This window comes from Actinocrispum wychmicini (assembly GCF_004345645.1).
GTDB lineage: Bacteria > Actinomycetota > Actinomycetes > Mycobacteriales > Pseudonocardiaceae > Kibdelosporangium > Kibdelosporangium wychmicini.
The window spans coordinates 251,771-278,658 of the sequence record NZ_SLWS01000002.1 but is presented as its reverse complement, the minus strand read 5'-3'; the positions used below and the strand labels follow the sequence as shown (position 1 = coordinate 278,658).

Sequence of the window (26,888 nt, the reverse complement as noted above, 5' to 3'; positions counted from 1 at the left end):
ACACATCACATCATGAAGAAACCCTTGAGCACCAAGCCGAACCTGGTCGTACACCGCGACGTCGAGATGCCGATGCGGGACGGGGTCATCCTGCGCGGCGACGTATGGCGCACGGCGGACGAGACGCCGCGACCGGTGCTGCTGCGCCGCCTGCCCTACAACAAGGCCGTCGCGATGCCGAACAGCGACTGGTTCCGTACCACCGACGCACTCGCCGCCGGCTACACCGTCCTCGTCCAGGACACGCGTGGCCGCTACGCCTCCGACGGCGAGTGGGCGCCGATCATGTGGCCGCAGGAGGGCCTGGACACCTACGACACGGTGGAGTGGATCGCGGCCCAGGACTGGTGCGACGGCAACGTCGGCATGGTCGGCGGGTCGTACCTCGGGATCGTCCAGTGGGTCGGGGCCGCGTTGCGCCCGCCCCATCTGAAGGCGATCGCCCCGGCCATCGCGGCCGGCGGCGCGCTCCAACGCCAGGCGGACGGCGGGGCCTTCCCCTTGGCGCAGGGGGTGTCCTGGCTGGCGTACATGGCGCTGGAACGGCTGATCACCAGTCAGGCCAAGGGAGAACCAGTGGATCAGGTGGTGCTCGGTGAGATCGCCGCGGTCGCGGCCGATCCCGACCTCGCCACCCGCCACCTCCCGCTGCTGGACATGCCCGGGCTGTCCGCCGGCGTGGTCGCCGACCTCGCCGACGTCCTCAGTGGACGGTTCGCGGACACCGCCGAGTTCGACGTCGACGCCATCGCGGTGCCCAGCCTGTCGCTGGCCGGCTGGTTCGACATCTACTGCGACGCGGGTGTGCGCGGGTTCTCCCGGCTCGCGACGGCAGGCGCGGCCGAGCATCGGCTGATCGTCGGGCCGTGGGCGCACGCGTCGAGCGCCCCCGCCGGACAGGGTGACCTGAACTTCGGGATATCCGCCGAGGGTGCCGGCGCGGGCCTGACCGAGAAGCAGCTCGCGTTCTTCGACCGGCACCTGCGGGGCGCCGGGCGGGATCTGCCGCCGGTCGAGTACTTCCTGATGGGCGCGAACGAATGGCGTACCGCCGACCAGTGGCCGCCGGCCGGCACCACCACCTGCGAACTCGCGCTCGCCAGCGGCGGGGACGCCAGGACCTCGGCCGGCGACGGCCGCCTGACCGACGTGGTGACCGGCGCGGCCGGGTACGACGAGTACGTCTACGACCCCGACGATCCGGTGCCCACCCACGGTGGCCGCGTGGCGCTCGGCAACGAGGTCACCGGCCCGCGCGATGTGTCCTTTGTAGAACGACGGCGGGACGTGTTGTGCTACACGTCGGCGCCACTGGAGCGGCCACTCGATGTCGTCGGTCCGGTCCTGGTGGACATGCGGGTGTCGTCGTCCGCTGTGGACACCGACTTCGTCGCTCGGCTGACCGAGGTGCTGCCCGACGGCCGCTCGATCGCCGTCGTCGACGGCATCACCCGCGCCCGCTACCGCGAAGGCCTCGACCGCGAGGTGCCGCTCGACCCCGGTGTGCCGGTCGCGTTGCGGGTGGACTGCGGGGAGACCGCCTGGCGGTTCCGTCCGGGCAGCCGGCTTCGGCTGTCCGTCACCAGCAGCAACTTCCCCCGTTTCGACCGCAACCTGAACACCGGCAACGCGATCGGTACCGATGCCGCCGGACTGGCCGCCACCCAGCGCGTGTACCACGAGTCCGTGCTGCGACTGTCCGTCCTCTCCGCCACTGGCCACACAGGACAGGAGCACCAGTGAACGATCCACGTCGAGGACAGCGCTGGCGAGCGCTTGGCCGCCTCCAGGCCGACATCCTGCGCGCCGTGTTCGCCCGCCGCGGCGGTGACGCGAACCAGCGGCGCAGCGAACTGGTCCGGATGACCTACCGGGCGGGCCGCACACTCGCCGGAGCACGGCTGCGCGGCCTGTTCACCACCAACGCCAACCAAGCGGCGCTGCGCTCCGCCGCCACCGAGAAAGCCGCGGCCGACGTGGCCAGGGCGATGGGCGACATGAAGGGCCTGGCCATGAAGTTCGGCCAGTTCGCGTCCTTCGCCGGCGGGCTCGACCCGGGCACGGAGAAGCACCTGACCGCACTCCAGACGCACGCCGAGCCGATGGACTACGAGGTGGTGCTGGGCATCCTCACCGACGAGCTCGGACCACGGCCGCTGGCGCGGTTCGCGTCCTTCTCGCCGGAGCCGATCGCCGCGGCCTCGGTCGGGCAGGTGCACCGCGCGACCCTGCCCGACGGCCGCGCGGTCGTCGTCAAAGTCCAGTACCCCGGCGTCGAAACGGCCATCATGACCGACTTCGACGCGGTCGCCGACCTGTCCCGCGCCTGGGCGCTGACCGGAGTCGGGTTCGACGTCGAGGCCATCCTCACCGACCTCGGTTCGATGCTGCGCGACGAGTTCGACTACGAGATCGAGGCCGCCAGCCAGACCTACTTCGCCGAGCTGTACCGCGGCCACCCGTACGTGAAGATCCCTGAGGTGGTGCCCGAGCTGAGCCGACGGCGGGTACTGACCTCGGAGTTCGTTGACGGCCAAGGTTTCCACGACATCCTCGACCGGCCGCAGGCGCAACGGGACCGGTACGCCGAGACCATCTACCGTTTCGCCTACGGCTCGGTGGCCGGCGGGGTGTTCTCCTGCGACCCGCACCCGGGCAACTACCTGTTCCTCGACGACGGCCGGGTCTGCTTCCTGGACTTCGGGCTGGTGGAGCGGATGACCCCGGATGACCACGCCCGAGCCATCGCGCCCGTCGTGGCCGCGGTCCAGGACGACTGGGACGCGCTGGTGGCCGGGCTGACCGGCCTCGGGCTCCTGCCGGACAACGGCGGGAACCCGGCGAAGCTCTGGGCCGAGCTGGGTCCGCTGCTGGCCGGGCCGGTCGACGAGGACACCGAGACCCGGCTCGACCCGCGGCACATCGGCCGGCTGATCGCGGCGGCGCAGAAACCCACCGCGGAGTTCTACAAGTCACGCAAGGCCAGCTACCAGCCGCCGTGGTTGAGCATGCTGCTGCGCTACACGATGGGCACCATGGCGGTGCTCGGCCGGCTGCGCGGCGCCGCGAACTTCCACGCGCTCGGCCGGGAACTGTTCCTCGGCGGCACCCCGTCCACCCCGATCGGCGAGAAATGGTGGTCCACCATGCCAGACGACCGCACCACCCGAACACCGGCGGAGCGCACCGGCGGCCCGTCCATCCGCAGCCGGGTGACGCCGTCCGTGCTGCCCACAACGAAGATCGACGGCTTCGTCGCACCCGGTTTCGAGCCCGTCCGGGCGGTGTTCCAGGAGAACTTCGACGAGCGGACGGAGGTGGGCGCGGCGTTCGCGGTGTACCTAGACGGCACACCGGTCGTCGACCTCTGGGGTGGGATCGCGGACGCCGGCAGCGGCGCCGAGTGGCAGCGCGACACGATCGCCACCGTCGACTCGTCCACCAAGGCACTGACCGCGATCTGCGGCCTGATGCTGGTCGACCAGGGGCTGCTCGACCTGGCCGCGCCGGTCGTCGAGTACTGGCCCGAGTTCGCCGCCGAGGGCAAGGCCGACATCCCCGTCTCGCTGCTGTTCAGCCACCAGGCCGGGCTGCCCGCCGTCGACCGCTGGATCACCCTCGACGACTGCGAGGCCTGGCATCCGGTGGTGGACGCACTGGCCGCGCAGCGTCCATTGTGGACGCCGGGAACGGCGCACGGCTACCACGGGCTGACCATCGGCTGGCTGATCGGTGAACTGGTCCGCCGGCTGTCCGGGCTCACCCCTGGTCAGTACCTCGCCCGGCACGTGGCGCCGCGGCTGGACCTCGACATGTGGATCGGGCTGCCGGCCGAACACGAGGCCCGGGTGGCGCCGGTCCACCGGGTCGACTTCGACCACCCCGACGCCCTGGTCGCCGACTACGGCGACGAGGACTACAACCGGTTCCTGCACGAACTCTCCGAGCTGTACCTCGACCCCGAGTTCCTGGCGATGTACCGCGATCCCGGCAGGCGCGACCCGTCGTTCTTCCGCCGCGACCTCACCATCGGGCAGCGCACGATGGGTCCGGTCGAGATCGGCGAGGACATGGACTCGCCGCGCTACCACGCCATGGAGGTGCCGGCAGCCAACGGCATCGCCGACGCCCGGTCGGTCGCCCGCCTGTACGCCGCGCTCATCGGCGAGGTCGACGGACACCGGATCCTCACCCCGGACACCGTCGCCCGCGCCACCAGGCCGCACGCGGTGGGCCCGGACCAGGTCGTCCTCGGACCGACCGCCTGGGGGCTCGGCTTCGCCGTCTCGGGAGGCATCTTCTTCGACGCACCGACCCCGACGGCGTTCGGCCACTCCGGCGCCAACGGCGCGCTCGCGATCGCCGACCCCGCGGCCGGGCTGAGCATCGGCTACATCCGTAACCACATGGCGCACAAGATCCAGGACGACCGGTCCCGCCCCTTGATCGACGCGCTCTACCACTGCGTCCACACTGTCCGGTGAGAGGAGACGCCCATGATCCCGCCGGCTGAGGACTGCGTGCTGCCCGCATTGCTGGCCAAGGGGGCGAACGCCCACCCGGAGCGGACGTTCGCCGTGTTCGACGACGACGTGACGTGGACCTACGGCGACGCCATGGCAGAGGCCCGGCGGACCGCCGCCGGCCTGCGCGGTCTCGGCGTCGAGCAGGACGATCCGGTGCTGGTCTGGCTGCCCAACGGACCGGACGTGCTGCGCACCTGGTTCGGCATCAACCTCATCGGTGCCGTCTACGTACCGATCAACCTGGCCTACAAGGGAAATCTACTGCGGCACGTGGTCACCACGACCGGGGCGCGGGTGGCCGTGGTCCACCCCGAACTGGTGGACCGGCTGCGGCACGTCGACACCCCCGGACTGGACACTGTCGTCGTGCTGGGCGACACCCCGGCCGCCCCGGCACCCTGGCGGATCCTCGGCCGCGACGCGCTGGACGGCGACCCGGACGCGCTGCCGGCCCCGGACCGGCCGGTCCAGCCCTGGGACCTCCAGACGATCATGTACACCTCGGGCACCACCGGGCCGTCCAAAGGAGTCCGCTGCCCCCACCTGCATGCCCACTGCACGGCGGTGGCTGTCCTCGGCCGCCTCGGCGAACACGACCGTTACCTCGTCAACACGCCCTTCTTCCACGGTGCCGCCACCCTTGCCGTCAACGGGGTGCTCGCGCTGGGCGCGTCGATGGTGGTCAGCCGCGGCTTCGACACCAAGGACTTCTGGAACGTCGTCCGCCGGACCGGCACCACCGCCTGCACCCTCCTCGGCGCACCCGTCGCCTTCCTCTCCCAACAACCGCCCCGCGCCGACGACACCGACAACCCACTCCGCTTCGCCCTCACGGTGCCGCTGACAGCCGACGCCATCGCGTTCGCCAAGCGGTTCGACGTCCAGGTGCTGACCGTGTTCAACATGACCGAGACGTCGAATCCGCTGGTGTCGGAACCCAATCCGACCGCGGTGGGCAGCTGCGGGCGGCCCCGCCCGGGTGTCGAGGTCCGGCTCGTCGACGAGCACGACCGCGAGGTCGCCGCCGGCGAGGTGGGCGAGTTGATCGTCCGTGCCGACCTGCCGTGGTCGATGAACGCCGGATACCACGCCATGCCCGAGGCCACCGCGCACGCCTGGCGCAACGGCTGGTTCCACACCGGCGACCTGTTCCGCCGGGACGGCGAGGACAACTTCTTCTTCGTCGACCGCGCGAAGGACGCCATCCGCCGTCGCGGCGAGAACATCTCCTCGTTCGAGGTCGAGGCCGAACTGCTCGCGCACCCGGCCATCCGCGAGGCGGCAGTCGTCGGTGTACCCAGCGAGCACAGCGAGGAGGAGGTGCTGGCCGTGCTCGCCCTCGCCGACGGCCACCGTCTCGACCCGGCCGACCTGATCGAGCACCTACGGCCGCGCCTGGCGCACTTCATGATCCCGCGCTACGTGCGGTTCCTCGGCGAACTCCCCAGGACACCCTCGGCGAAGGTCGAGAAACACAAGCTCAGAACCACCGGACTGACGGCCGACACCTGGGACCGGGAGGCAGCCGGGATCCGGGTGCACCGGGACCGGATCAGCCATCGCCGGTAATATGTGTGAACGTACATTCACCGTGGATCGCGCGAGGAGACAAGCCCGTGGCCGAACCCGACAGCCCGGCCAGGCGCCGCATCGAGGAAGTGGCACTGAAGCTGTTCGCGGCCCAGGGCTACCGGGGCACCCCGGTCAAGGAGATCATGCTGGAGTGCGGCCTGACCCCAGGCGCCATGTACAACCACTTCCAGTCCAAGGACGAGCTCCTCTTCACCATCCTCAGAAAGCTCGGCGACGAGTTCACCGTCATGATCAAGCGGGGCGAGCAGGCGGCCGACCCGGACGACCCCGCCCAACTGCTGTTCAACGTCGTCGAGGCGATGGCCCTGTTCGCGCTGCGCCATCCCGATGCCGTCAAGGTCGCCAACGTCGACTATGTGGAACTCAGCGAGGCGTACCTCAAGGAAGAGGTCGAGTTCCGGCGGACCAACCGCCGCCGCATCGAGAAGATCATCGAGGCGGGCATCGCCACCGGCCAGTTCGTCATTCCCATCTACGACAACGTCAACGAGATCAAACTCACCGCGACCGCACTGGCGAACGTCGCGATCCGCCTGTCCGACGCGGCCGGCCCCCACCCGAGCAGGGACATCGCCGGACTCGCCCGCTTCCACGCCCAACTGGCGCTGCGGATAGTCACCCGGCGGTCCGCCTGACCCACCGCGCCGGTCGGTGCCAAGGTCGCCGTGGACGAAGTGTCACCTGGTGATCGTGCAGTTCACGGCGGACAGGCTGGTGCTGTTGCAGTTGGTGTTCGGGCCGGGGAGGTTGACCGATGTCAACGTCCATGGGCTGAAGCCGCTCGTGCAGGACGTTGTGGTCGCGGCGGCGGCCTCGGTTGACGCGAGCGCCGCGCCCGCTACGGCGACGATGCGGACCACGCCGGATGCCAAGGCGCGACGGGACAGGCGAACGATCATGATGCACTCCGTTCTCCGGCTGCCCTGCTTTGTCTGTGCGGCAAGGCTATGCCTTGCTCCGACCTGACAAGCCGGCCATCTGCGGGATCAGGACGGCTGCCTCTTGACTTCCGGGGGATTGGCTCGGACACTTGCCACGTCGCATTAGTTTGGACAATGTACGAACGAAATACCCTCAGGTCAGCGGCTCGCCCCGGGGCGCCGGTGGTCCCGCGACCGCACTGCCGAGCTCACCTGGCCTCTTCCGTTGACCCTGCACCGAGAGGATCGCAATGGCGCGAACCACAACACGACGGTTAGGAGTCGCGCTTGCCGCGGTCCTGGCCCTGGCGACGACGACCGCCAACACGGCGGAAGCAGCCACATACACCGTGACCGCGGGGACGCCTGGTTCCTGGAGCAACCCCGACGACACCCCCGCGGGGCTGTTCATCGACACGAACGGCAAGTTCTACTACCAGCAATCGCACTCTCTCTACGGCGCGAACGACAGCCGCAGGTGGAGTTTCTACAGCGGCAGCAGATTCGACACGGCCACCCTCGCGTCGATCAGCAACACCGGCGCCAACGCCAACACGACAACGCTGTGCAACAACAGTCCCACCGGCGTGCAAGCCACCTACGCACCCGCTGGTTCCGGCTACTCGCAGCGAAACTTCTGCGACCTGATGGGCGTGTGGGTCGACCCGGACACCGGTACCTGGTACGGCCTGATCCACAACGAGTTCACGCCACAGCCGTTCGGTGACGGCCTGCACTACGACTCAATCGACTACGCCACGTCCCAGAACCATGGCAGCAGCTGGACCATCCAGAACCACGTCATCACCTCACCGTTCAGAACCGTCCGCAACGACACCGCCCAGTTCCCGAACCAGACGTACTACTACGGCGACGGCGATCCGCGCCTGTTCGTCGACAACGCTTCGGGCTACTTCTACGTCTTCTACGGCAGCAGGGTGCTCGACAAGAGCGGCGGCGGCAACATGTGGCTCGAGCACGTGGCGCGCGCACCCATCTCGCAGAAGATGACGCCGTCGTCGTGGCAGAAGTGGTACAACGGCGCGTGGCAGACCGCCGGTGTCGGCGGGCAGGAAAGCAACATCGTTCCCACCAGCCAGTCCAGCACCGGATACACGTCCGTCAACTACAACCCCACCAAGCCGGGCACGGTCGCCCAGCAGAGGTCCGCGGGCACCTTGCCCAGCGGTGACTCGCCGCTGGCCCTGATGAACGTCGCCTGGGACTCCTACCTGGGCGTGTACATCGGGACGCCGCAGAACCAGCCCCCCGGCCAGCACCTGCCGCTGCACATCTACGCCACGAGCAACCTGGCCACCCAGAAGTGGACCGACATCGGCAGCGTTCCCGCCAACAAGCTGAGCGCCAGTTCGTGGTACCGGTGGTTCGTGGACTCCGCCACCCTGACCACCTCCAACACGGTGGGCAGGACGTTCCGCACCTACTGCTCCTTCTTCTGCACCGCGAGCTCCAACGCCACGTACGTGCCGGTCACGATCGATCAGGCGTCGCAGCTGGCGGCAAAGGCTGACGGCACCGCCTCCTACCAGATCACCGCCGCCAACGGCCGACAGCTGGCCCAGGGCAGCGACGGCGCCAGCACCTCGCAGTCCCAGCAGTGGAATCTGACCCCCACCGGCGATGGCTTCTACACCGTCACCAACAAGGCCGCGGGCCAGGCTCTGGGCGTGGCCAGCAGCGGCGACGCAGGCCGGGCCTGGGGTGCTGCCGTCACTCCGGCACCGGCACACAGCACCGACGTTCGGCAGCAGTGGTCCTTGCAGCCGGTCGTCACCGACTCGGGTCCCACCGGCACCTACCGCCTGGTCAGCCGCTACAACGGGTTGGCACTGAGCGTCACCGGCCAATCCCTGGTGACCACCCCGCAACGCAACTGGGACAACACCAGCAGCGCCGCCAGCGGCGACCGCACCCCCTCGGCGGCGCAGGTGCTGACCTTCACCCGTACCGCGACGCAGCTCTCCGCGTCCAACCAGGTGCAGTGACACTCACACTGGCCACATGAGAGCGGAGTGCCCGGGGTTGACGCGGCAACCGGCCACGTCAACCCCGGGCACTCCACTGGCCGTGATTCATAGGGCAGGATTGTGGGCGATGGTGTACCAACACGTACCCGAGAGCGCGGTTCCGGCGGCGCGACATCAGGATGTCGCGAACCGGGCCTCGATCCGGCGTACCAACCTCGGTCTGATCCTTCGCCGTCTGCGCAACGTCGGCCCCCGGTCGCGCACCTTGCTCGCCGAGGACCTTGGCCTGCCCAAAGCCACGATCTCGAACCTGGTCAACGAACTCGTCGAACGCAACCTCGTCCGGGAAGGCGACGTGCAACGGGGTGGGAGCATCGGGCGCCCCAGGCAGGCCGTCGAGCTGTACGGCCGGACGCTGTGCGGGCTCGGCGTGGAGATCAGTGTCGACTACGCCCGGGCCATCGCGCTCGATCTGCGCGGTGACATGATCCTGGACCAGCGGATCACCATCAGCCCGAAACAAGACAGCGACGCTCTGCTCGACGCCGTCGCCGCCCTGCTCGCCCGCGCCATCGACCGCGTCCGCGCGGATGGGGTCGACGTCATCGGCATTACGGTGGCGGCTCCAGGTGAGATCGACCAGGACACCGGAGTCGTGATCTTCGCCGCCAACATGGGCTGGTCACACCTGCCGATCGTGAGCGGCCTCACCGCGCGGCTCGGCCCCCACGCCCCGCCCGTCACGCTCGGCAACGACGCCAGACTCGGTGCCATCGCCGAATACGCCGTCGCCGGAACTTTCGGCGTCCACAATCTGATCTACATCACCGGCGAAGTCGGTGTCGGCGCCGGGATCATCACCAACGGGCAGTTGTTTCTGGGCGCGGCCGGGTTCGCCGGCGAAGTCGGCCACATGCCACTCGATCCCGACCCGCAACCGTGCGCCTGCGGCAGGCGCGGCTGCTGGGAGACCATGGTCGGGCTCGCCGCCCTCATGCGGCACGCCGCCGAACCTGACGATCCGGTTCGCGACCCCACCCGCGACCTGGAGGACCGGCTGGCCGAGATCCGCTCCCGGGCGGCGGCGGGGGACAGCCGCACGCTGGCCGCGCTCGACCGCATCGCACATGGTCTCGGCCTCGGCATCGGCCTGCTGGTCGACATCCTCAACCCCCAAGCCGTGGTACTGGGCGGTTACTTCGCGATTCTCAGTGACCACCTCCTCGACACCGTCCGGCAGGTCGTCGACGACCGCGCCATGGCGCCCAACGCCGGGGGATGCCGGCTGCTGGCCTCCACCCTGGGATTCACCAGCGCCGCACGTGGCGCGGCCCAGGCCGCCCTGGAGTCCGTTTTCGCCGACCCCGGATCGGTCTCGGCGCCACCCGACTCATCTTCCTGAGCGTCCGCCGATTCCACTATGGACAGGTGTTACGTCATGCGGAAGTCGTAGAGGCAGGGCAGCGGGTGGTCCTCGGTGGCTGTCCCGGAGTCGGCGCGCAGGTCGTGGTAGGCGAACCAGAGTTGGTCGAGGGCGTCCTCGCCTTCGCGAAGGTCGGCCACGACAATGCCGGTGTCCACCAGGCGGGTGGCCCGGTCCAGGCGACTGGCGGCGAGAGCGGCGGCGCACTCGAGCATCCGGATTCGGCCGTGGGCGCGCAGGTGCGGTGGCAGCCGGTCGACGAGGGCAAGCGCCTCGGTCGGGCGGTCGGCGACGAGCAGAGCCTGGAGTGTTTCCACCGCGAGTGACCGCATGTAGGGCAGCATGGTGCCCGCGAGAAGCAGTGTGGACGCCGCGTTGTGTGCGTTCCCGGCGTGCAGGTCGTGTGCGGCCAGGTTGCGCAACGCCCACGGGTTGGCGGTCGCGTTCAGCGAGGCGTGCCAGGCGTCGCGGGCGGCGTCGGTGTCGCCGGCGTGCCAGCGGGCCACGCCGCGGTGCAGCCAGACGAACCAGTTGTCCCGGGCGTGTTCGAGCCGCTGCCGCCAGCCTGGGCTGGCCTGGTAGGAGCCCGGCGTGGCCCGGGACGGGGGCGCCGGGATGTCGCCGGTGTCGATCAGGGCCAGCCACGGTTGCTGCTCGCAGCCGAGGGTGTCGGTGTCGAACGGGGTCCCCGGTAGGTCCAGGGAATGATCGCCGTCCGTGCCGCGGTGGCGCTGTTCCAGTGCGCCCCAACCGGATCCGGAGTGCAGACGCTGGGTCGGCGGCTGGTCGGTCCACTGCCGGGCGGCGTCCAGCTCCGCGTCCACGACGTGCCGGGGGACCAGCTCGTGCAACGCCTCCTCAGTGCCAGCACAAGCGGTGTCCCAGTCGTGGTGGTGCACCTTTGCGACGTCCGCGGTGAGCAGGCCGTAAACCTCCAGCCAGGACCACCGTGCGCCGGCGGGCATCGGCAGGTGCTCCAGCTGGGTACGGGCCAGGCCGGCCTGGATCTCCAGGTACGGGTGCCCCGGCGGGGAAAGCCACTGCTGCCAGCGGTGGCCGCCGGTGCTTTGGCCCCACAGGAACAGTTTGCGCCCGCGCAGCTGGTCGGTCGACGACTGCACCAGGCCGGTGCCGTCGCCGTCCAGGGCGGCGATCCACCGGCGGCGCTGCGGCGCGATGTCGTAGAAGTAGTCGGCGGCGTGCTGGGCGCGTGTCGGGTAGCTGCGGTCGATACCGTCGTACGTGGGAACTGGTACCCGGCGCAGAACACCGTCGTAGGCGAGGTGGAAGGCCGCGTCGGCGGGCGCCAGCACCCGGGTGTCAGGTGTTTCGGGAACGGCGATGTTGGACCACCAGTACACCGGAACCTCGTGCTGGTTCGGGTTGATGATCCGGACGTGGACGTACAGCACGGGAGAGCCCGCGGGCGCGTACGCGTCGATCTGGTAGACCAGTTCGCGGCCGCGTTCGAATTCCCACATCCGCAGGACCTCGACGCCGTCGGGCCGGACCACCCTGGCCGCGTGCAGCGGTGCGCACGTCAGAGCCGTGTGACCGGTGGTGCCGAGGTTCCACTCGACGCCGCCGGCGAACCAGGCATTGCGCAGTGCCAGGTTCGCCGGTTGCACGATCGGGTTGCGGTGCAGCAGTTCCCGGCCGGTGGGCAGGTGCACCAGCGATCGCATCCGGCCGCCGAAGTCCAGCAGGAACTCGGCGCGCAGGATGCCGTTGTCCACTATGGCCACGGGCACGTCCCGGTCGGTGAGGTCACGGGTGTAGCCGTCCTGCACGGTGTACGGCAACAGCGTCCTGGGCCGGCCGTAGGCAAGGTTCCGGGCCATCTCCGGGTCGGCGGCCAAGGTGTCGACCATCGGCGTCACCAGCTTCGGCGCACCCAGTGGTGGTAGGGGATTGTCCGGGCCGAGCGCGGCGACAGGCAGCCGCACGGTGTCGAGGTATACCGCGCTCACTCCGCGCCCCATTCGGTCTCGGGTCTCCGCCAATTAATTCGACTATTGTTATAACTAAAAGGGGGCAAGTCAAGGAGCAGTCGCCCGGCTGGACGGACGCCAGAGCATGGCATGGAACGAGCCGTCCGGCGCACTGCCGAGCCCGACCACCAGCCCGTGGTTGTTGATCGCGTACGCGGCGCTGCGCCCGCCGTCGACAAGACTGCCGAGGTTGGTGATCCGGCCGCGCCGGTCCCACAAAACCGCGGACTGCCCCGAGACACCCGCGGCCGTGCCGTGCCGGTTCACGGTCCGGGCGTCGCTGGCCATCTCGCCTGGCAGGATGCCCAGGTCGGTGATCCGGCCCCACCTGTCCCAGCGCACCGCGTGGTACGGGTACAGCTCGCCGGTGGTGGTGGAGATTCCGACAACTGTGCCGTCGTCACCGATCGCGCCCGCCGTGCTGTACTCGCCGCCGGGCAACGCGCCGAGGTCGGTGATCCGGCCCTGTGCGTCCCAGCGGACAGTGTGGCCCTTCGAAGGGCGGGTCTCCGCGTAGCCAACGGCCATCCCCGCGTCGTTGATCCCGTATCCCACGCTGTAGGTGGTGCCGGGTAGTTGGTCGAGGGCGATCATGGTTCCACGTGCGTCCCATTTCGCGGCGCGATTACCGTTGACGGCCGTTGCGCCGATGGTGATGCCGGCGTTGTTGATGCCGTAGGCGTCCTCGGCCGGACCGAGGTCGACGATCTGGCCGGACTGATCCCACCGGAGAGCATGATTGAACAGGGTGTTGTTGGGGCCCAAGGCGTATCCCGAGCCGACCACGACACCGTCGTCGTTGATCGCGGAACCCCTGCTTTCCTGACCGCCGGGGAGGGTACCCAGATCGGTCGCGACTCCATGCCTGTCCCACCGCATGGCGTGGGTCCTCCCCGAGGGCAGTCGCGTGGTGCCCACAATCTCGCCGCGGGCGTTCACCCGGTGAGCTTCGCCGATGGCACCGAGGTCGGCGATGGTGCCATGCCGATCCCATTTGGCCGCGTGCGTCTGACCGTCGGCTGTCGTCGCTCGTCCCACGATGACCCCGGCGTCGTTGATGTCCTCGGCATCACTGTATGTGCCGCCTAACGTGCCAAGGTCGACAATCGTCGGCGAGCCGCTGACCGCGAGCGCATCCGCGGTGCCTGTGCCGGCGACCAGCATCGCAGCTGTGCCGAGGATCGCGATTCTTCGAATACAGCTGTTTGTGCCAGGCATGTGATCCCCTCCCGAGAAAATGTGTCGGTCGAGCGTGGGCGTGTGTAACCAACACGTGTGTTCCCCATTGGAGGTTGCCCTGTCTTGTTGCTCAGCGCGCTGTTCGCTCACGGTCGACGGCGAGGTTCGTTATGACGGGGGCATGGCCGGATTGCAGGCCGCGTTCTACGACAACCCGTTCCTGTCGGGTGTGCCGGCGGTCTGGCAGACCGGGGTCGGCACACCTGATGGTTCCCTGTCCGGTAGTTGGGGTGGCACGCCACCGGTGCCGAATACCGACGGCTGGTCGGGACGGTTCACCGGCGAGATCCAGTTCCCCACCACCGGTCAGTACGGTGTCGGGTTCACCGCCGTGGATGGAGTCCGGCTCAGGATCGACGACGTGCTGACCGTGGACTCCTGGAGCGACAAGCCCAGCACCGCGGTCACGGGCACCTACATGAACGCGACCGCCGGCAGTTGGCACCGCGTCCGCGTCGACTACTACAACCGTGCCGGCACCAGCGGCGCCCTGTCCTTCACCTGGACACCACCCGGCGCCAGCGCGGCAGTCACGGTGCCCGGCCAGAATCTGGCACCCCGCTACGGCTACCCAACCAGCACCGTCACCGACAGCAACGCCGAACGCGCGCCCTCAACCACAACCACGACCAACTACTCGGATCCTGCCAACGGGATCGACCCGGCCCTGGGGCTGGCGGTCGCCACCACCAGCGACCGGAACGGGCTCAACCTGACCCGCCGCAACAGTTTCGAGAAGCCCGGCCAAGGATACCTACGCCGGCTGGCCACCTCGCTACCCGCCGGTGACATCGCCAACCCCGACCAGCGCGGCACCTCGACCTACTACGGGGACACCGAAACCCGCACCAACCCCTGCGACACTCGTTCTCCGGCGGTCAGTCAAGGCGGTATGCCCAAAACCGTGGCAGGCGGCAACCCGTTGGCCACCAAGGTCAGCGACGACAGTGGGTCCACCACCACCGTGATCGACCTACTCCGCCAAATGGTGTCCTACACCGACGCCAACGGTGCCGTCACCGTCTCCCAGTACGACGTCGCCAACCGCAAAACCAGCGACACCACCAGGATCAACGGTGCCACCTCGACCTTGACCTACCACTGGGACACCGCCTCCCGCCTCACCGGCCAGGACCTGGACGGCACCACCATCGCCACTCCCGCCTACGACGCGGGATTCCTGCGCACCGTGGCCTACGGCAACAACTCGAACCTCGCGGTCACCGACAACGACGCGGAATCACTGACCGCACTGGCCTGGACAACCCCCGGCTCCACCGTCACCGACACCGTCACCCGAGCCCGCGACAAGCGCGTCACCGACGACACCATCACCGACACGACCGGTCCGAGCTACAAATCCGCCTACACCCATGACGGGGTCGGTCGCCTGATCGCGGCCACCGTGCCACACCACCAACTCACGTACGCCTACGCAGGCGACGGTGGTTGCGGACCCAACCCGAAGGCTGGCGCGAACACCAACCGAACCGCCTCCACCGACAGCCTCAACGGCGCCCCGGCAGTCAGCACCAGCTACTGCTACGACAACGCCGACCGACTGGTCGCCACCAACGGCGGACTCGCCCTGTCGTTCAAGTACGACACCTACGGCAACGCCACTTCGGTCGGCACCGACACCCTCGGGTATGACTCCACCCGCCGGCACGTGTCCACCACCACGGCCGCCGGACGCACAGTCCGCTACACCCGCGACGTCACCGACCGCATCACAGCACGAACAGCCCAGGACAATGCCAACAGCCCCGTACAGGTAACCCGTTACGGCTTCACCAGTGACACCGGCGGCCCTGACTTCATCCTGGATGGCTCCGAGAAACTTCAGCAGCGGGTGCTGACGCTGCCTGGCGGTGTCGTGCAAACCGACCCGGTCGCCGCCGGCTCCGACAACGACTACGACTACACCAGCGGCGACCCGGTCAACTACAACGACCTCAGTGGTGCGATTCCGGGGGTGGCGGTGGTTATGAACCAATTCCCATTCCGGTCGGCCCGTATCATTGGGGCGAGAAACCGGACAGCTGTGACGAGACCGCCACCTGTGGGCCGAAGCGGCCAGCCAATCCGGACCGGAATCCGAAGACGGACCGGCTTTCCATGAGCAGGCAGTCGGTTGATGAGATCGCCCACAAGTACAACATTGACATCCGCAGCCTCAACATCAAGATCGACAAAAACAGGGATGGCGTCTACGGTATCACGGCACCGAATGGCGACATCACTCTCAGAAGGGCCGCGTTCAGAAGTGAGGAGCAGCTGGCCAGGACGCTGGTCCATGAAAAATTCCATGTGCAACAGATCGAATCCGGAAAGGGGTATCCCGCGGAATACGACCCCGGGAATTCTTGGGAGAAAGAAGCCCAACAGTATGAGGACGACTGGTGGGAACGTTACGGAAAGTATCGGCAGGACATGCCATCATGAGTCCGTCGAAGTCGGAATTCGATGAATGGGTGGAAATGTTCAGCTCCCTCCATCGAGACCCTTCCTCGATCGCTTCACGCACGTGTCCCCATTGCGGCGCACGTCGATTGCGAATGGTGTTCATGGTAGGCGGTAAGAAGATCGAGACCGGCGCTGTCGCCAAAGCAGCCCTCTGGTGTGACTCATGCCTGTTCGGGCTGATGCCCAACAAATCATGGGTACCGCCTGCCGGGGAGACTGTCCTCGAAGGAGAGGAAAACATACCGAACTATCGACTCGTGGTCGATACCGTATGACGCAGGCATAGCATTTGGTCATGGGGTGCCGAGGCTGATGGCGGTTTTGGCGCATTCAATGGATTCCTCGGACGCGGGCATGCCGGGGTTCTCGGTGGCCAACGCCTGGTTGAGGTCGACGAACGGGCGCATGCGTTGCTCGTAGCGGGTGTAGGCCGCCAGGTGGTCGCCGCCAGTCTTGGCGAGTTCGTCGGCGAGGATGTAGGCGCCGACCAGTGCCAGGCTGGTGCCCTGGCCGGACAACGCGGACGCGCAGTAGCCCGCGTCGCCGACCAGGGTGACCCGGCCCCGCGACCAGGTGTCCATCCGGATCTGCGCCATGCTGTCGAAGTAGAAGTCGGTGGCGTCCCACATGGCCTTCACCAGTCGCGGGGTCTCCCAGCGCAGGTCCGCGACTCGGTCGGTGATGATTTGCTTCTGCTGCTCGATGTCGCGGTAGTCGTAGTCGATCGGTCCGGAGTGGAAGCCGATGTTGACTCGGAGTTCGGTGTTGTCGCGCACCGGGTAGATGCCGTAGCCGGCGTTGCCGTCTCTGAGCCAGACCTGCCAGTTGTCCAGGTCGAGGAAGTTGTCCGTGCTGAAGATCCCGAGGTGCATGCCGAGGTGGTGGTGGAACTGTCCCTCGTGGCCGAAGGTCAGCGCGCGCACGTTCGAATGTTGGCCGTCGGCGCCGATGACGAGGTCGAATGTCCTGGGCTGGCCGTGTTGGAAGGTGGCCCGCACGCCCTGCGGATCCTCGTCGAGCGAGGTGATGGCGTCGTCGAAGATGTATTCGACGTTGTCGTGCGTGAGGGTGTGCAGCAGGTGAGTGAGGTCTTCGCGGAGCAGTTCGACGTCGTCGTTGTCGAGCCGACCGCCGCTGACGGTCATGTCCTCGGTGCGGTGGATTTCGTTGCCGTGGCCGTCGAGCATGGACATGCCGCGCATCTGGGTGCGGGCCCGCTGGATGTCGGTGAGGACGCCCATGCGGTTGACGACCTCGAGCGCGACTCCTCGGACGTCGATCGCCTGGCCGCCCGTTCGTGGTGCTGGGGCCTGCTCGACGATCGTGGGGGCGAATCCGTTGCGGTGTAGCCAGTAGGCGAGCGTGGGTCCGGCGATGCTGGCTCCGGAGATGAGCACGGTCTGCACGAGCGGTCTCCCTTGTACGGTGTATGCGCCTGTATGTACGTTGTATATGCAGTTCTAGCAAGAAACGCTCGGAGATGACCAACCCTGTGTGCTAGTACAGGAGGAGCTGATGGCGACCCAGGCGCCACCGCCCTACCAGCGGATCGTTGCCGAGATTCGGCGGCGCATCACGACCGGCGAACTCCCGGCCGGCGCGCGGGTGCCATCGACCAGGCAGATCGCCAAGGAGTGGAACGTCGCGCTGGCCACCGCCGCCAAGGCACTGACCGCGCTGAGCCAGGCGGGGCTGGTCCGCGCCCAGCCCAGGGTCGGCACGGTGGTGGCCGGACGTCGCCCACCGGCCGAGCCGGACAGTACGGACACCGGCGAGTTCACCAGGGACCGGATCGTGCGGGCGGCCATTGACATCGCGGATGAGCACGGGCTGGCCGCGCTGTCGATGCGCGGGGTGGCGGCCAAGCTCGGGGTGGCCACGATGTCGCCGTACCGCTACGTGAACGGCAAGGAGGCCCTCATCGAACTGATGGCCGACGCCGCCTTCGGTGATGAGTCCTATCCCGAGCAACCCCCGGACGGCTGGCGGGCCCGCCTGGAGTTGGGGCTACGCATGCTGTGGCGACTGTTCCGCAAACACCCCTGGCTGGCACAGTTCAATCCGCTCACCCGCCCGCTCCCGTTGGCCAACCAGTTGGCACACGCGGAATGGGCGATGAAGGCGATGGACGGCCACGGCCTTGACCCGACGACGATGATGAATCTGCACGTGCTGGGGTACAGCTATGTGCACGGCATCGCGGTGAACCTGGAACGTGAAGCGCACGCCGAGGCCACCACCGGACTGTCCGACGAGCAGTGGATGGACACACAAGCGTCCGCGCTTGCCGCGATCGTCGAATCCGGTGCCGCGCCAACGTTCGCGAAGACCGTGCGCGCTCTCGACGACGGCTACGACCTCCGCCTCGACGACCTGTTCGAGTTCGGACTCCAACCGTTGCTCGACGGCTTCGCAGTGATCATCGAGGGCGGCCACTGAGGACAACCTCCCACGCGGTCAGCCGCATGAGCTTTGGAACGTGGGCGAGGACCGGTCGGCCCATCTCTGCCGAGACTCTGCGCAAGCGGTTGCGGCTCGGTGCGGCGAAGTCCCGCAACTGGTGTCGAGCGATTCGTGCCGACGGTCAGGCAGCTGTCTGTGGTGCTGGATCGTCAGGTAGGTCCGGTCTTCGCATAGGTCGCCTCTGACCTGCATAGATGACATTCTCGGCAAACGCATCGTCCGTGGCCGGGCGCATAATGCCGTTCAGTCGAGGGAGCTGTCGCCGAGTGCTGTGTCCCAGACGTTGCCGCCGGTTGCCCATGTCCGTAGCCATTCCCGCAATGACGCAGTCGCGTGTCGGAGTCCGTCATGTGGTTCTTCGCCCCAACTGGGTTCCCACCCGTCGGCGTCGAAGAGCAGTACCGGGTTGTCGACCGCGATCAGGGAGACGTACCACTCCATCGTGCATCCGAGGTACAGCCACGACGACGGTAGCCTCCTTGCGCGATTGCGCAGGTGCATGCTGATTGTGGATCGCCAATCACTCGCGTCACCGGGTGCGCGGTGGCCTTCGGTAAGGTTGGGCGAGGCCGGTGTCGGGGCCGAAGCCACCGTTGCCCACTTCGGTGTAGATCCGGCGAAGCAAGGTCGGCACGGGGCGTCCGATGAGGCGTTCGGCGGCGTCGACCTCGTGTGGTGCCAGTGGTGGGAACAACGGTCCTCGGCGCCCACGGCATCGCACGGGACCGGCCGGTGGATTGATTGCCTGTGGCGCCTGGACGTTGCCATAGGCGGGGTCGCGGGCTGGCGTGTGCTTGTGGTCGGTGGTTCAGAAGGTGCGCCACTCGTGGTCGGGCAGGCGGTCCCAACAGTCCTCGACCCATTCCGGTGTGAGTAACAGTGGACGGCTCAGGACGAGGTCGCCGGCCCGCTGTACTCGCATGACGAGTCCGAGGGCAATCGATGCTGGGTTCCCTTCGTGGGTGTAGCGCAGGTCGAGGTCGTTCGTGCCGGTGTGATCAACGATCCACTTGTCCAGTACGGACGGTGTGCGGCCGGTGAGCGGGACGCCGTCGATGGTGACCTGAGGGCCGCGGAGAGCATCGATCGCGACCCCGGCGAGCAGCGAGCCGTGGGCGAAGTAGGTGGTCACTCCGACATCGGGGAACTCGGCGAAGCAACCCGGCTGGGAGACGGTCGGACCGTACTGTGCCCGGTCGCTGTGGTCGAGATTCCGGATCGCGTGGAGTGCGTCGACGACCTCGTCGGCTGTGATCCCGAAGGCCAGCGGCCCAACGGTCTGGTGTGGTGCGTACTCCCACCGGCGACGCTGCTCATCCGCCACCTCCCACAACTCGATCACTCCTCTGCTTGCCGAACCCGCATGCGCAGTCCTTCGCCGGGATGCATACCCGGGGGAGTACGCCGGCGGTGTGGCTGTTCGCCTGCCGGGCCGGACCTTGATGCTTGTTGGCCGGCCATTGTCTTCGAGGCTGTCCGGCTGGGGCTTGATGGTGAGTTGTCCGTCAGCGTAGCCGGAGCCGGCGCGGAGCATGAACAGGATCTGTCCATGTGGTTGGCGAGGAGGATGTGCATGGCGACCGGGTAGCGGTCGTGTTTCTGGCTAGACGTGGTCTTGGCCTTGTTGCTGGATCTGTGCCTGTCGAGAAACACGTCCGTGCAGGTCAACAGGTATCGGCGTGTGGCCGGTGGGGGTCGGGCATGATCGCGGCTCGTGCTGGTTCGCTTCGTCTACCTTGCCGTCGCCCACGCCATCTGGATGATCCGCGAGTGCGGGGAGCCGGGCCACCGACGCTCCCGCCGGCGCACGCTACTCCCGGACCGGGCCAGGACGACACCGTCGGTCATCCCTCCTGAGCTCCCGTGGCCGGTTGCTGCCGAAAGGGCCTCCGCGGCCGGGCCGGCTCGCTATCGTGACCGGCCCAACAGGTTAATCAAGGAGGACACATGCGCAGGACGGCTGGGGTTATCGTGATTGGTGCGGCGTGCGCGCTGCTCGGCATCGCCGGGGCGGCGAGCGCTCAGGCCGCGACGGCGACCGAGTTCGGGGCGTCCGCGTCGGAGCACGGCTACGCGCCGGCGATCGTGGCCGGGGCCTACAAGAAGCTGGGCAAGGCATCCGCCGATGCCACCACCGAGTACGCGTCCGCGAACGTCGCCGGGATCGTGGCCGGGGCGTTCAAGGGCTGACCCGCGACGGAGGGCCCGGGGCCGCGTCCACCGGGCCCTCCGGTCAGCGCCCGATCCCACCGTCCAACTCGCCGTGCCAGCTCCGGACGAGCCTTGACTCGTCCGGAGTCGCTGTCACAGTCCGAAGGCCAGCAGGACGTTTCCCCGGTCGCTCGGGTAGGACGAGAACAGCGCGCCGGCCGCCTGCACGTACAGCATGCCGTTGGCCACTACCGCGCCACCGGCCGCGGAGATCGCGTTACCCCGCCCGGGAACACCGTTCACGCCGTCGAAGTCACGGACCGTGTCGTACGTCCACAACACCTTGCCGTCCTTTGCCGAGTATGCGCGGATCTTGCCGTCGTCGCTGCCTTCCCAGACGAGACCAGGTGATCCGGTCGCCGCTCCGGGGTGGGCTGGCACGCAGAGGTTCGGGAACTGGGCGGCACCGCCGGTGGTGCAGCCGTCGGCTGGGTTGGCGGTCGACCAGATCTCCGTGCCGGTCGCGGGGTCCAGCGCGAAGAGGGTGCCTGGGTTCGCCATGTAGGTGGCTACGTACACACGCCGGCCGTCCGTGCTGGCACCCCACTGGACGCCCCCGATACCCCCACCAGGTATTGGCCGGCCGAGCTGGCGGCGCCAGACGACATCGCCGGTGCGCGCGTCGAACACGTGGTATGCACCGCTCTTCTGGCCGACGCCGACGAGCGTCCGGTCGCCGACCCGCAGCAGGTTGGGGGTGGCGCCGATGTCGTAGTCGAGCGCGGTGCCGTCGCGTTGCCCCGGGCAGAACCCCTCGTTGTCCGGGCGGCTGCACAGCAACCGCCATGTGTCGGCCTTGGTGACCTGCTGCTTCCACCGGACCGCGCCGGACTTGGCGTCCAGTGCGAGCAACGAGTCGAAGTCGCCGCCGCTGCCGCTGTAGTTCTGGCCGGTGCCCACGTAGAGCGTGCCGGTGTGCTCGTCGATCACAGGTGAGCTCCAGACACCGGCGCCGGACGGTTCGTACTTCGTCGCGCCGCTCGGCCAGGTGCCGGTCGCCTTGGGTTCGGGAACGGTGAAATACCGCCAGACGAGGTCGCCGGTGTCGGCGTCGAGCGAGTCGATGTGGCCACGGAACGTGCAACACGGGTAGTTCACGTCGCTGGTGATGTTCTCACCACTCGACGCGCCGAGATAGATCCGTCCACGGTAGTAGAGCGGTGAACTGGTGTGGAGCCCGGCCGGGTGCGACTCGGTGTCCTTCGTCCACAGCAACTTGCCGGTACGGGTCGACAGCGCGTACACGTTGCCGGCGGAGTCGCCGAAGTAGACCTTTCCGTGGGCGACCGTGGGCGCGTCGTTGACGACTGACCGGGTGAGGGTGAAGGTCCACCTCGTGGCGCCGGTGCGAGCGTCGAGCGCGTAGAACTTCCCGTCCGGGCCGCCGAAGTAGATCGACCCGTCGACCACCGCGGGCTGGCTCTTGGCGGCGAAGCCAGGCCGTTCCATCACCATGGCGCCGGTGCGCGGCGCCGCGGTGACGGCGATGTTGGTGCCTTCGGTCACCGTGACCGACACCTGGTGGGACGTGCGTGCCTGGGCCGCCGGCACGCTGGTGAGCAGGGGGATGAGCAAGAGTGTGGGGATGTGTCCTGGCCGCACGGCGGACCCTCCTTCGGCCGACCGGAACAAGGTGACCAGGAAACTACTGAGTGTTGTCCGGTTAACACCGAGGGTGTACGCCGAATGGTCGAAATCAGCGGCCTATGGTCTACGGGTGGCGAAAATAAAACGACGAATGGTCTGGACAACTCACATCGACTCTCCACATCGGACAAAGGGGTCGGCGGATCTGACCGTGGACCGGCGTATCCGGGGAGTCCGCCGGTTACCGGGCCCAGCCGTGCATGTCGGTCGTGACGGCGCCGCTAAGCAGGAAACGAGGCGCGACGCCGTTGTTTGGGGCGGCGACGTGCAGCGTCAACGGGTGCAAGAGGATGACGTCCCTGGCCGCGCCCGTGTTTTCGACCACCTGCAGCGGGATGCCGTCCACTTCCTCGACGCGGTTCATGAACCGATCGATCCGGCTTCCCCGGTCGCCCTCGGTATGCAGGTCCCGGACATACGGATGCCTCTGCAATGACTTGCGCATGTCGGCGCTTCGCGCGCCGGCCGGCGGCGGATGGTCCTCGAACCATTTGCGGATCAACCGATGCGAGCCCGACAGGATCTGGCTGGCGCCGCTGCGGGGCGCGATATCACCGAACAGGGCGTGAGTTTGGACGCCCTTCGGCGGCGACAGCTGGCTGGTGTAGTTCGCATCGACGTGCCAACCGCTCGCCGGCACCCGCCATTCGTCCATGGTGGGGAAGGCCACGAATATGGCGCCCCACCTTTTCGGCTTCTGGTAGGCCTGGGTTTCCAGAATGGCGTCGATGGCCGCGAGCAGGCGTGCGCTTCCCACGGCGTTGAAGGCGGCATGGGCCTTCAGCTGTTGCAGTTTTTCCGGCCGTTCGATGGTCCACGTCGCCGGCGCGTCGCGCTGGACGCCGACGTCCGCAAGGCCGTGCCAGACGACGTCGCGCATGGCCGAGGCCTCGGCGCGGTCGAACGCCCCAGGCACGCGCATCCAACCGTGGATCTGGAAGTGCTCGATGGCCTGGTCGCCGGATGCCATACCTTGACCTTGCCATCAACCGAGAAGCGAATCATTGCGTGAGCCAGCGATCACCGCCCGACACTTGCCGAACTGGCCGCTAGTGTGGGCCTTGGCGATTCGCGAGAAACACCTGGGAGGCCGCGATGGACACCATCGATCATGTGAAGACTTTTCTCGAGGCGTGGGACAACCCGGCCGCGACCCGCTACGAGCTGCCCGCGATCGATGTCAACGAGGTCCTGGCCGAGCGTTACCAGCTCGGGAAACCCTTGGTGTTCACCCGGACGATGCTGTGGGACCTGGAGGTCCGCAAGGCCCGGCGGCCAGACTTGTTCATCCCGTTCGTGGTGGCTTCCGGCAGCGCCGAGTCGTGGGGCGAGGGCGACATCTTCGTACGCAAGTCGATGCAGCGCCTGTGGACCCAGCCCGACACGTACGGACTGGTGCTCGAACAGACCCAGCTCGACCATGCCAACCAGATCGTCACGTTCATCGGGGCCACCGAGCTTGCCGGCAGCGACGGCGAGCCCCTGCGGGCCGATTCCCGCCAGCCGGTCTTCCACGTACAGCACTCGGTGGGCGGCACCGAGAACCAGCCGTTGAACCTGTGGCGCATCGTCCATCTCACCGACGCCCCGGACAGTGGGATCATCGCCGTGTTCGACCGGATAGCCGCTGCCCCATGGCTTCCCGAGTTCATCGAGATCTACGTCCGGGATGTCCTGGGCATCTCCGTCACCCGGTCCGGTTGATCCGAAGTGGACAAGTCACGGCTCATCGGGAGCAGGCGCTCTTGGTGAACGGCGACCCGCCAGGGACCGCACGGACTCCCGGCGCTCACCACGGCGGGGGACGCAGGCCCAGGTTCCTGGAATCGCTGGCCCCGCCCACGTGCACCTGGACCCACACGCTGTTGCCCGGGCGGAAGTTGCAACTGGTCAAACAGCTTGTCCCGCTGATCACGGTGTGGCTGACGTTGTCACAGGTCACGCCGGGGCTTGCGTTCGCCACCGATTGACCCGCCGCTACGACCAGGGGCGCGTTCGTCGCGGTCCCCGGTGCGCATGTGTAGCTGAACTTGACCCAGGCGCTGCCGGTGCCGTAGCCCTCGATGATGGTGACCGAGTTCGCCGCGTGCGCCGTGCCTGGCAGGGCGACGAGGGCCAGAAGTGAGATGGCGGCGGTGAGCAATCGACGTTTCGTCATGATTCTCCTGTGTTCGAGGCCCGGCCCAGCCGGGGCATCTGCTGGGTCGTAGTCCCAGCGCATCGTGCCGCGGAGGTGGAGAGCGGCCTACCACGGCACGTGGACTCCCTTGCCGGGAACGGACTCCCGGAAGGTAGTGGCGCCGTGGCGGCGTCACAAGGCCGGTCCGCGGAATGCCATCGGCCGTACCACACCGGAGAGGCGAACGGGCCAATCAACTGACCCGGCAACGGCACCGCGACCTCCGCCACTATGAGCAGTTCCGCGTTAGCGATGTGCAATCGCGGCTTTAGGGTGCGCTGGCAGTGTTGGCCGTAGTCCAGTCACGAGGAGGTCGGAGTGCGGAATGCGGCCAAGCTTCTTCGTGCTGTTGTGCTGCCGGTTGGCTGGCGTGCGTTGCGGATGCTCGGCGAGATGGTCTGCCAGTTCTATGGTTGTGTCATCCCACCGGATCGCCCGCTGGATTTGCGGGTGCCGCCCGGACATCCCGAAAGGCATGCGGCCGACCTGCCGCCATCACCCACCGAACGTGCGCTGTGGCGGCAGTTGGGCTGGAGAATTCCGGAAGCGAAGGAAGACAACAGAACACCATGAACGTCCGGCTGGCGCCAACACCGTTGGTCGACGGCGCGGGACAACGGTGCCGGCGGCGACTTCGCCGCGGCTGGTCATGAAGGTCCTCAGGCTGATGTGGACTGAATGTGCCGGCGGTCAGGGCTGGATGTTTTCCAGGTCTTCCAGCAGGCTCGGGTGTTTCGGCTCCCAGCCCAGTGCTTGGCGGGTGTGTGTGCTGGACGAAGGCTGGTCGGCCGCGAAGATGACGCCGAGGGGGCCGTAGGTCTGCACCGGCACGGACTCGACCGGCAGGCCCAGCCGCCGGCCGATGACGGCCGCGATGTCACGCACCCGGTCGCCCTCGTCGTCCACGGCATGCCAGGAGGTGCCGGCTTCCGCCTGCTCCAAGGCGAGCCGGAACAGGACCGCGGCATCGAGGGCGTGCACGGCCGGCCAGCGCTGCGTGCCGTCGCCCGGGTAGCCGGACACTCCGCTCTGACGCGCGATCCCGGTCAACACACCGGCGAACCCGCCCGTGCCCTCGTTGTGGACGGTCCGCGGCAAGCGGACGGCCGAGCTGCGGACCCCGCGCGAGGCCAAGTCCAGGACTCCTGTGACCGCACGGCCGCGACCACCGACCGGTCCGTCGGTCAGAATCGGGTCGGCCTCGGTGGAGGCGCGGCCCGGCACGGCGGGCGTGCCCGAGCAGGCGACGAAGGGACGGTCGCTGCCGACGAGTGCTTCGCCGAGGGTGGCGAGAGCGGCGCTTTCCTCGGCGACCGCGTTCGCCAGGGCTTCGGGGCTGCTGAAGTCGTTGGCGAAGGCGAGATGGATCACGCCGTCGGCGTGAGCGGCGCCGGCACGCAGGACGTCCAGATCGGCCAGGCCTCCCCGGATCGGCTCGGCGCCGACAGCCGAGGCGGCCCGTGCGGAGGCGTCGGAGCGGGCGAGTGCGACGACGGTGTGGCCGTTGCCGAGCAGCTCGGCGACGACGGCTGACCCGATCAGGCCGGTGCCGCCGGTGATGAAGACGCGCATGGAACTCTCCCGCAAGTGATGGGACTCTTGTCCCGTCACCGTAGCAGAGTGACGGGACAAGAGTCCCATCACCTATCATGGTCCCATGGGTCGATGGGAGCCGGGCGCGCGCGAACGCCTCGTCATGGCGGCCGTCGACCTGTTCACCGAGCAGGGGTACGACGCCACGACGGTGACCCAGATCGCCGAGCGCGCCGGGGTCACCAAAAGCACCTTCTTCCGGCACTTCCCCGACAAACGCGAGCTGCTGGTCGCCGGGCAGGAGACGCTGTGTCGACTGCTGACCGAGGGCATCACCGAGGCACCTTCCGGCGCCAGCCCGCTCGAGGCGGTCGCCGCCGGTCTGGAGCGCGCCTCGACCGCGATGGGCCCGATGAGCCGGGAGATCGCCCCGCGGCTGAAGGCGGCCGTCGCCGCCAGCACCGAACTTCAGGAGCGCGACGCCCTCAAGAGCGTCAGCCTCGCGGCCGCCATGACCACTGCCCTGGTCGCCCGCGGCGTGTCCGATCCGGCCGCGGCCGTGGCCAGTGAGCTCGCCGTCCTCGCCTTCAAGCGGGGGTACGCCGAATGGTCCGAAGCTGATCGTGCCCCCGATGACGGGTTCGCCGCCTGCCTCCGGAAGGCCCTCGACGAGTTGCGCACCGCGAGCGCATCGCTGGGCCTGGGCTGA

Annotated in this window: 23 protein-coding genes; 13 read left to right on the top strand and 10 right to left on the bottom strand. The window is 68.0% G+C overall.

Going from position 1 to position 26,888, the window contains the following annotated elements; all coding sequences use genetic code 11:
- Nucleotides 1–12: 12 nt before the first annotated feature.
- The 4 genes from EV192_RS09855 to EV192_RS53710 are packed head-to-tail and all read left to right on the top strand — an operon-like array spanning nt 13 to nt 6,754.
- Nucleotides 13–1,743, top strand: coding sequence for a CocE/NonD family hydrolase (locus tag EV192_RS09855; RefSeq protein ID WP_132113621.1), 1,731 nt, complete (start codon nt 13–15; stop codon nt 1,741–1,743).
- Nucleotides 1,740–4,484, top strand: a complete 2,745-nt coding sequence (locus EV192_RS09850; RefSeq protein WP_132113619.1) for a serine hydrolase — start codon at nt 1,740–1,742, stop codon at nt 4,482–4,484. Before EV192_RS09855 ends, EV192_RS09850 begins: the two co-directional genes overlap by 4 nt.
- A 12-nt stretch (nt 4,485–4,496) precedes the next feature.
- Entirely contained in the window at nt 4,497–6,095 is a 1,599-nt protein-coding gene (locus EV192_RS09845; protein WP_132113617.1) for an AMP-binding protein, read from the top strand.
- A 47-nt stretch (nt 6,096–6,142) separates the two neighbouring features.
- Nucleotides 6,143–6,754: a TetR/AcrR family transcriptional regulator gene (locus tag EV192_RS53710; protein WP_165960320.1), complete on the top strand. Its 612-nt coding sequence runs from the start codon at nt 6,143–6,145 to the stop codon at nt 6,752–6,754.
- A 42-nt stretch (nt 6,755–6,796) separates the two neighbouring features.
- Here the strand turns inward: EV192_RS53710 and EV192_RS09835 are convergent, their stop codons facing one another.
- Nucleotides 6,797–7,018 carry a hypothetical protein gene (locus EV192_RS09835; protein WP_132113613.1) on the bottom strand — a complete coding sequence of 74 codons (222 nt, stop codon included), beginning with the start codon at nt 7,016–7,018 and terminating at the stop codon, nt 6,797–6,799.
- Nucleotides 7,019–7,290: 272 nt separating this feature from the next.
- Between EV192_RS09835 and EV192_RS09830 the strand changes: the two genes are divergently transcribed.
- Both EV192_RS09830 and EV192_RS09825 read left to right on the top strand, forming a co-directional pair.
- A complete protein-coding gene (locus EV192_RS09830; RefSeq protein WP_132113611.1) occupies nt 7,291–9,045 on the top strand; it encodes an RICIN domain-containing protein in 1,755 nt (584 codons plus the stop codon).
- A gap of 109 nt (nt 9,046–9,154) precedes the next feature.
- Nucleotides 9,155–10,429, top strand: coding sequence for an ROK family transcriptional regulator (locus EV192_RS09825; protein WP_132113609.1), 1,275 nt, complete (start codon nt 9,155–9,157; stop codon nt 10,427–10,429).
- A 29-nt stretch (nt 10,430–10,458) separates the two neighbouring features.
- Here EV192_RS09825 and EV192_RS09820 read toward each other — a convergent pair whose 3' ends face one another.
- Together EV192_RS09820 and EV192_RS09815 are read right to left on the bottom strand one after the other, a co-directional pair.
- A complete protein-coding gene (locus tag EV192_RS09820; protein ID WP_207925959.1) occupies nt 10,459–12,420 on the bottom strand; it encodes a DUF5107 domain-containing protein in 1,962 nt (653 codons plus the stop codon).
- Between the two features lie 69 nt (nt 12,421–12,489).
- On the bottom strand, nt 12,490–13,659 hold the full coding sequence (locus EV192_RS09815; protein ID WP_132113605.1) for a hypothetical protein: 1,170 nt from the start codon (nt 13,657–13,659) through the stop codon (nt 12,490–12,492).
- 142 nt (nt 13,660–13,801) lie between these two features.
- Here EV192_RS09815 and EV192_RS09810 point away from each other — a divergent pair, with 142 nt between their 5' ends.
- Complete coding sequence (locus EV192_RS09810; protein ID WP_165960319.1) at nt 13,802–15,802, top strand: PA14 domain-containing protein; 2,001 nt, start codon at nt 13,802–13,804, stop codon at nt 15,800–15,802.
- Nucleotides 15,799–16,125: a hypothetical protein gene (locus tag EV192_RS09805; RefSeq protein ID WP_132113601.1), complete on the top strand. Its 327-nt coding sequence runs from the start codon at nt 15,799–15,801 to the stop codon at nt 16,123–16,125. Before EV192_RS09810 ends, EV192_RS09805 begins: the two co-directional genes overlap by 4 nt.
- A 314-nt stretch (nt 16,126–16,439) precedes the next feature.
- Here EV192_RS09805 and EV192_RS09800 read toward each other — a convergent pair whose 3' ends face one another.
- A complete protein-coding gene (locus EV192_RS09800; RefSeq protein WP_132113599.1) occupies nt 16,440–17,552 on the bottom strand; it encodes an FAD-dependent monooxygenase in 1,113 nt (370 codons plus the stop codon).
- Nucleotides 17,553–17,661: 109 nt separating this feature from the next.
- Here EV192_RS09800 and EV192_RS09795 point away from each other — a divergent pair, with 109 nt between their 5' ends.
- Nucleotides 17,662–18,585, top strand: a complete 924-nt coding sequence (locus EV192_RS09795; protein WP_132113597.1) for a TetR/AcrR family transcriptional regulator — start codon at nt 17,662–17,664, stop codon at nt 18,583–18,585.
- A gap of 267 nt (nt 18,586–18,852) precedes the next feature.
- Here the strand turns inward: EV192_RS09795 and EV192_RS54635 are convergent, their stop codons facing one another.
- Both EV192_RS54635 and EV192_RS09785 read right to left on the bottom strand, forming a co-directional pair.
- Nucleotides 18,853–19,050 (bottom strand): hypothetical protein, encoded by a 198-nt coding sequence (locus EV192_RS54635; RefSeq protein ID WP_207925958.1) that lies wholly within the window; start codon nt 19,048–19,050, stop codon nt 18,853–18,855.
- 367 nt (nt 19,051–19,417) lie between these two features.
- Nucleotides 19,418–19,951, bottom strand: a complete 534-nt coding sequence (locus EV192_RS09785) for a hypothetical protein (protein ID WP_132113596.1) — start codon at nt 19,949–19,951, stop codon at nt 19,418–19,420.
- A gap of 605 nt (nt 19,952–20,556) precedes the next feature.
- On the opposite strand from EV192_RS09785, the gene EV192_RS09780 reads away from it, so the two are divergent.
- A complete protein-coding gene (locus EV192_RS09780; protein WP_132113594.1) occupies nt 20,557–20,799 on the top strand; it encodes a hypothetical protein in 243 nt (80 codons plus the stop codon).
- A gap of 114 nt (nt 20,800–20,913) precedes the next feature.
- On the opposite strand, the gene EV192_RS09775 is transcribed toward EV192_RS09780, so the two are convergent.
- Together EV192_RS09775 and EV192_RS09770 are read right to left on the bottom strand one after the other, a co-directional pair.
- Nucleotides 20,914–22,422: an outer membrane protein assembly factor BamB family protein gene (locus tag EV192_RS09775; protein WP_243726751.1), complete on the bottom strand. Its 1,509-nt coding sequence runs from the start codon at nt 22,420–22,422 to the stop codon at nt 20,914–20,916.
- A 226-nt stretch (nt 22,423–22,648) separates the two neighbouring features.
- Nucleotides 22,649–23,437, bottom strand: a complete 789-nt coding sequence (locus tag EV192_RS09770; RefSeq protein ID WP_132113592.1) for a hypothetical protein — start codon at nt 23,435–23,437, stop codon at nt 22,649–22,651.
- A 143-nt stretch (nt 23,438–23,580) separates the two neighbouring features.
- Between EV192_RS09770 and EV192_RS09765 the strand changes: the two genes are divergently transcribed.
- Entirely contained in the window at nt 23,581–24,171 is a 591-nt protein-coding gene (locus EV192_RS09765) for a hypothetical protein (protein ID WP_132113590.1), read from the top strand.
- 85 nt (nt 24,172–24,256) lie between these two features.
- Here EV192_RS09765 and EV192_RS09760 read toward each other — a convergent pair whose 3' ends face one another.
- Entirely contained in the window at nt 24,257–24,625 is a 369-nt protein-coding gene (locus EV192_RS09760; protein WP_132113589.1) for a hypothetical protein, read from the bottom strand.
- Between the two features lie 339 nt (nt 24,626–24,964).
- Here EV192_RS09760 and EV192_RS09755 point away from each other — a divergent pair, with 339 nt between their 5' ends.
- A complete protein-coding gene (locus EV192_RS09755; protein WP_132113587.1) occupies nt 24,965–25,219 on the top strand; it encodes a DUF6059 family protein in 255 nt (84 codons plus the stop codon).
- A 117-nt stretch (nt 25,220–25,336) separates the two neighbouring features.
- On the opposite strand, the gene EV192_RS09750 is transcribed toward EV192_RS09755, so the two are convergent.
- Nucleotides 25,337–26,218: an SDR family oxidoreductase gene (locus EV192_RS09750; RefSeq protein ID WP_132113585.1), complete on the bottom strand. Its 882-nt coding sequence runs from the start codon at nt 26,216–26,218 to the stop codon at nt 25,337–25,339.
- 85 nt (nt 26,219–26,303) lie between these two features.
- Here EV192_RS09750 and EV192_RS09745 point away from each other — a divergent pair, with 85 nt between their 5' ends.
- Nucleotides 26,304–26,888, top strand: a complete 585-nt coding sequence (locus EV192_RS09745; protein ID WP_132113583.1) for a TetR/AcrR family transcriptional regulator — start codon at nt 26,304–26,306, stop codon at nt 26,886–26,888.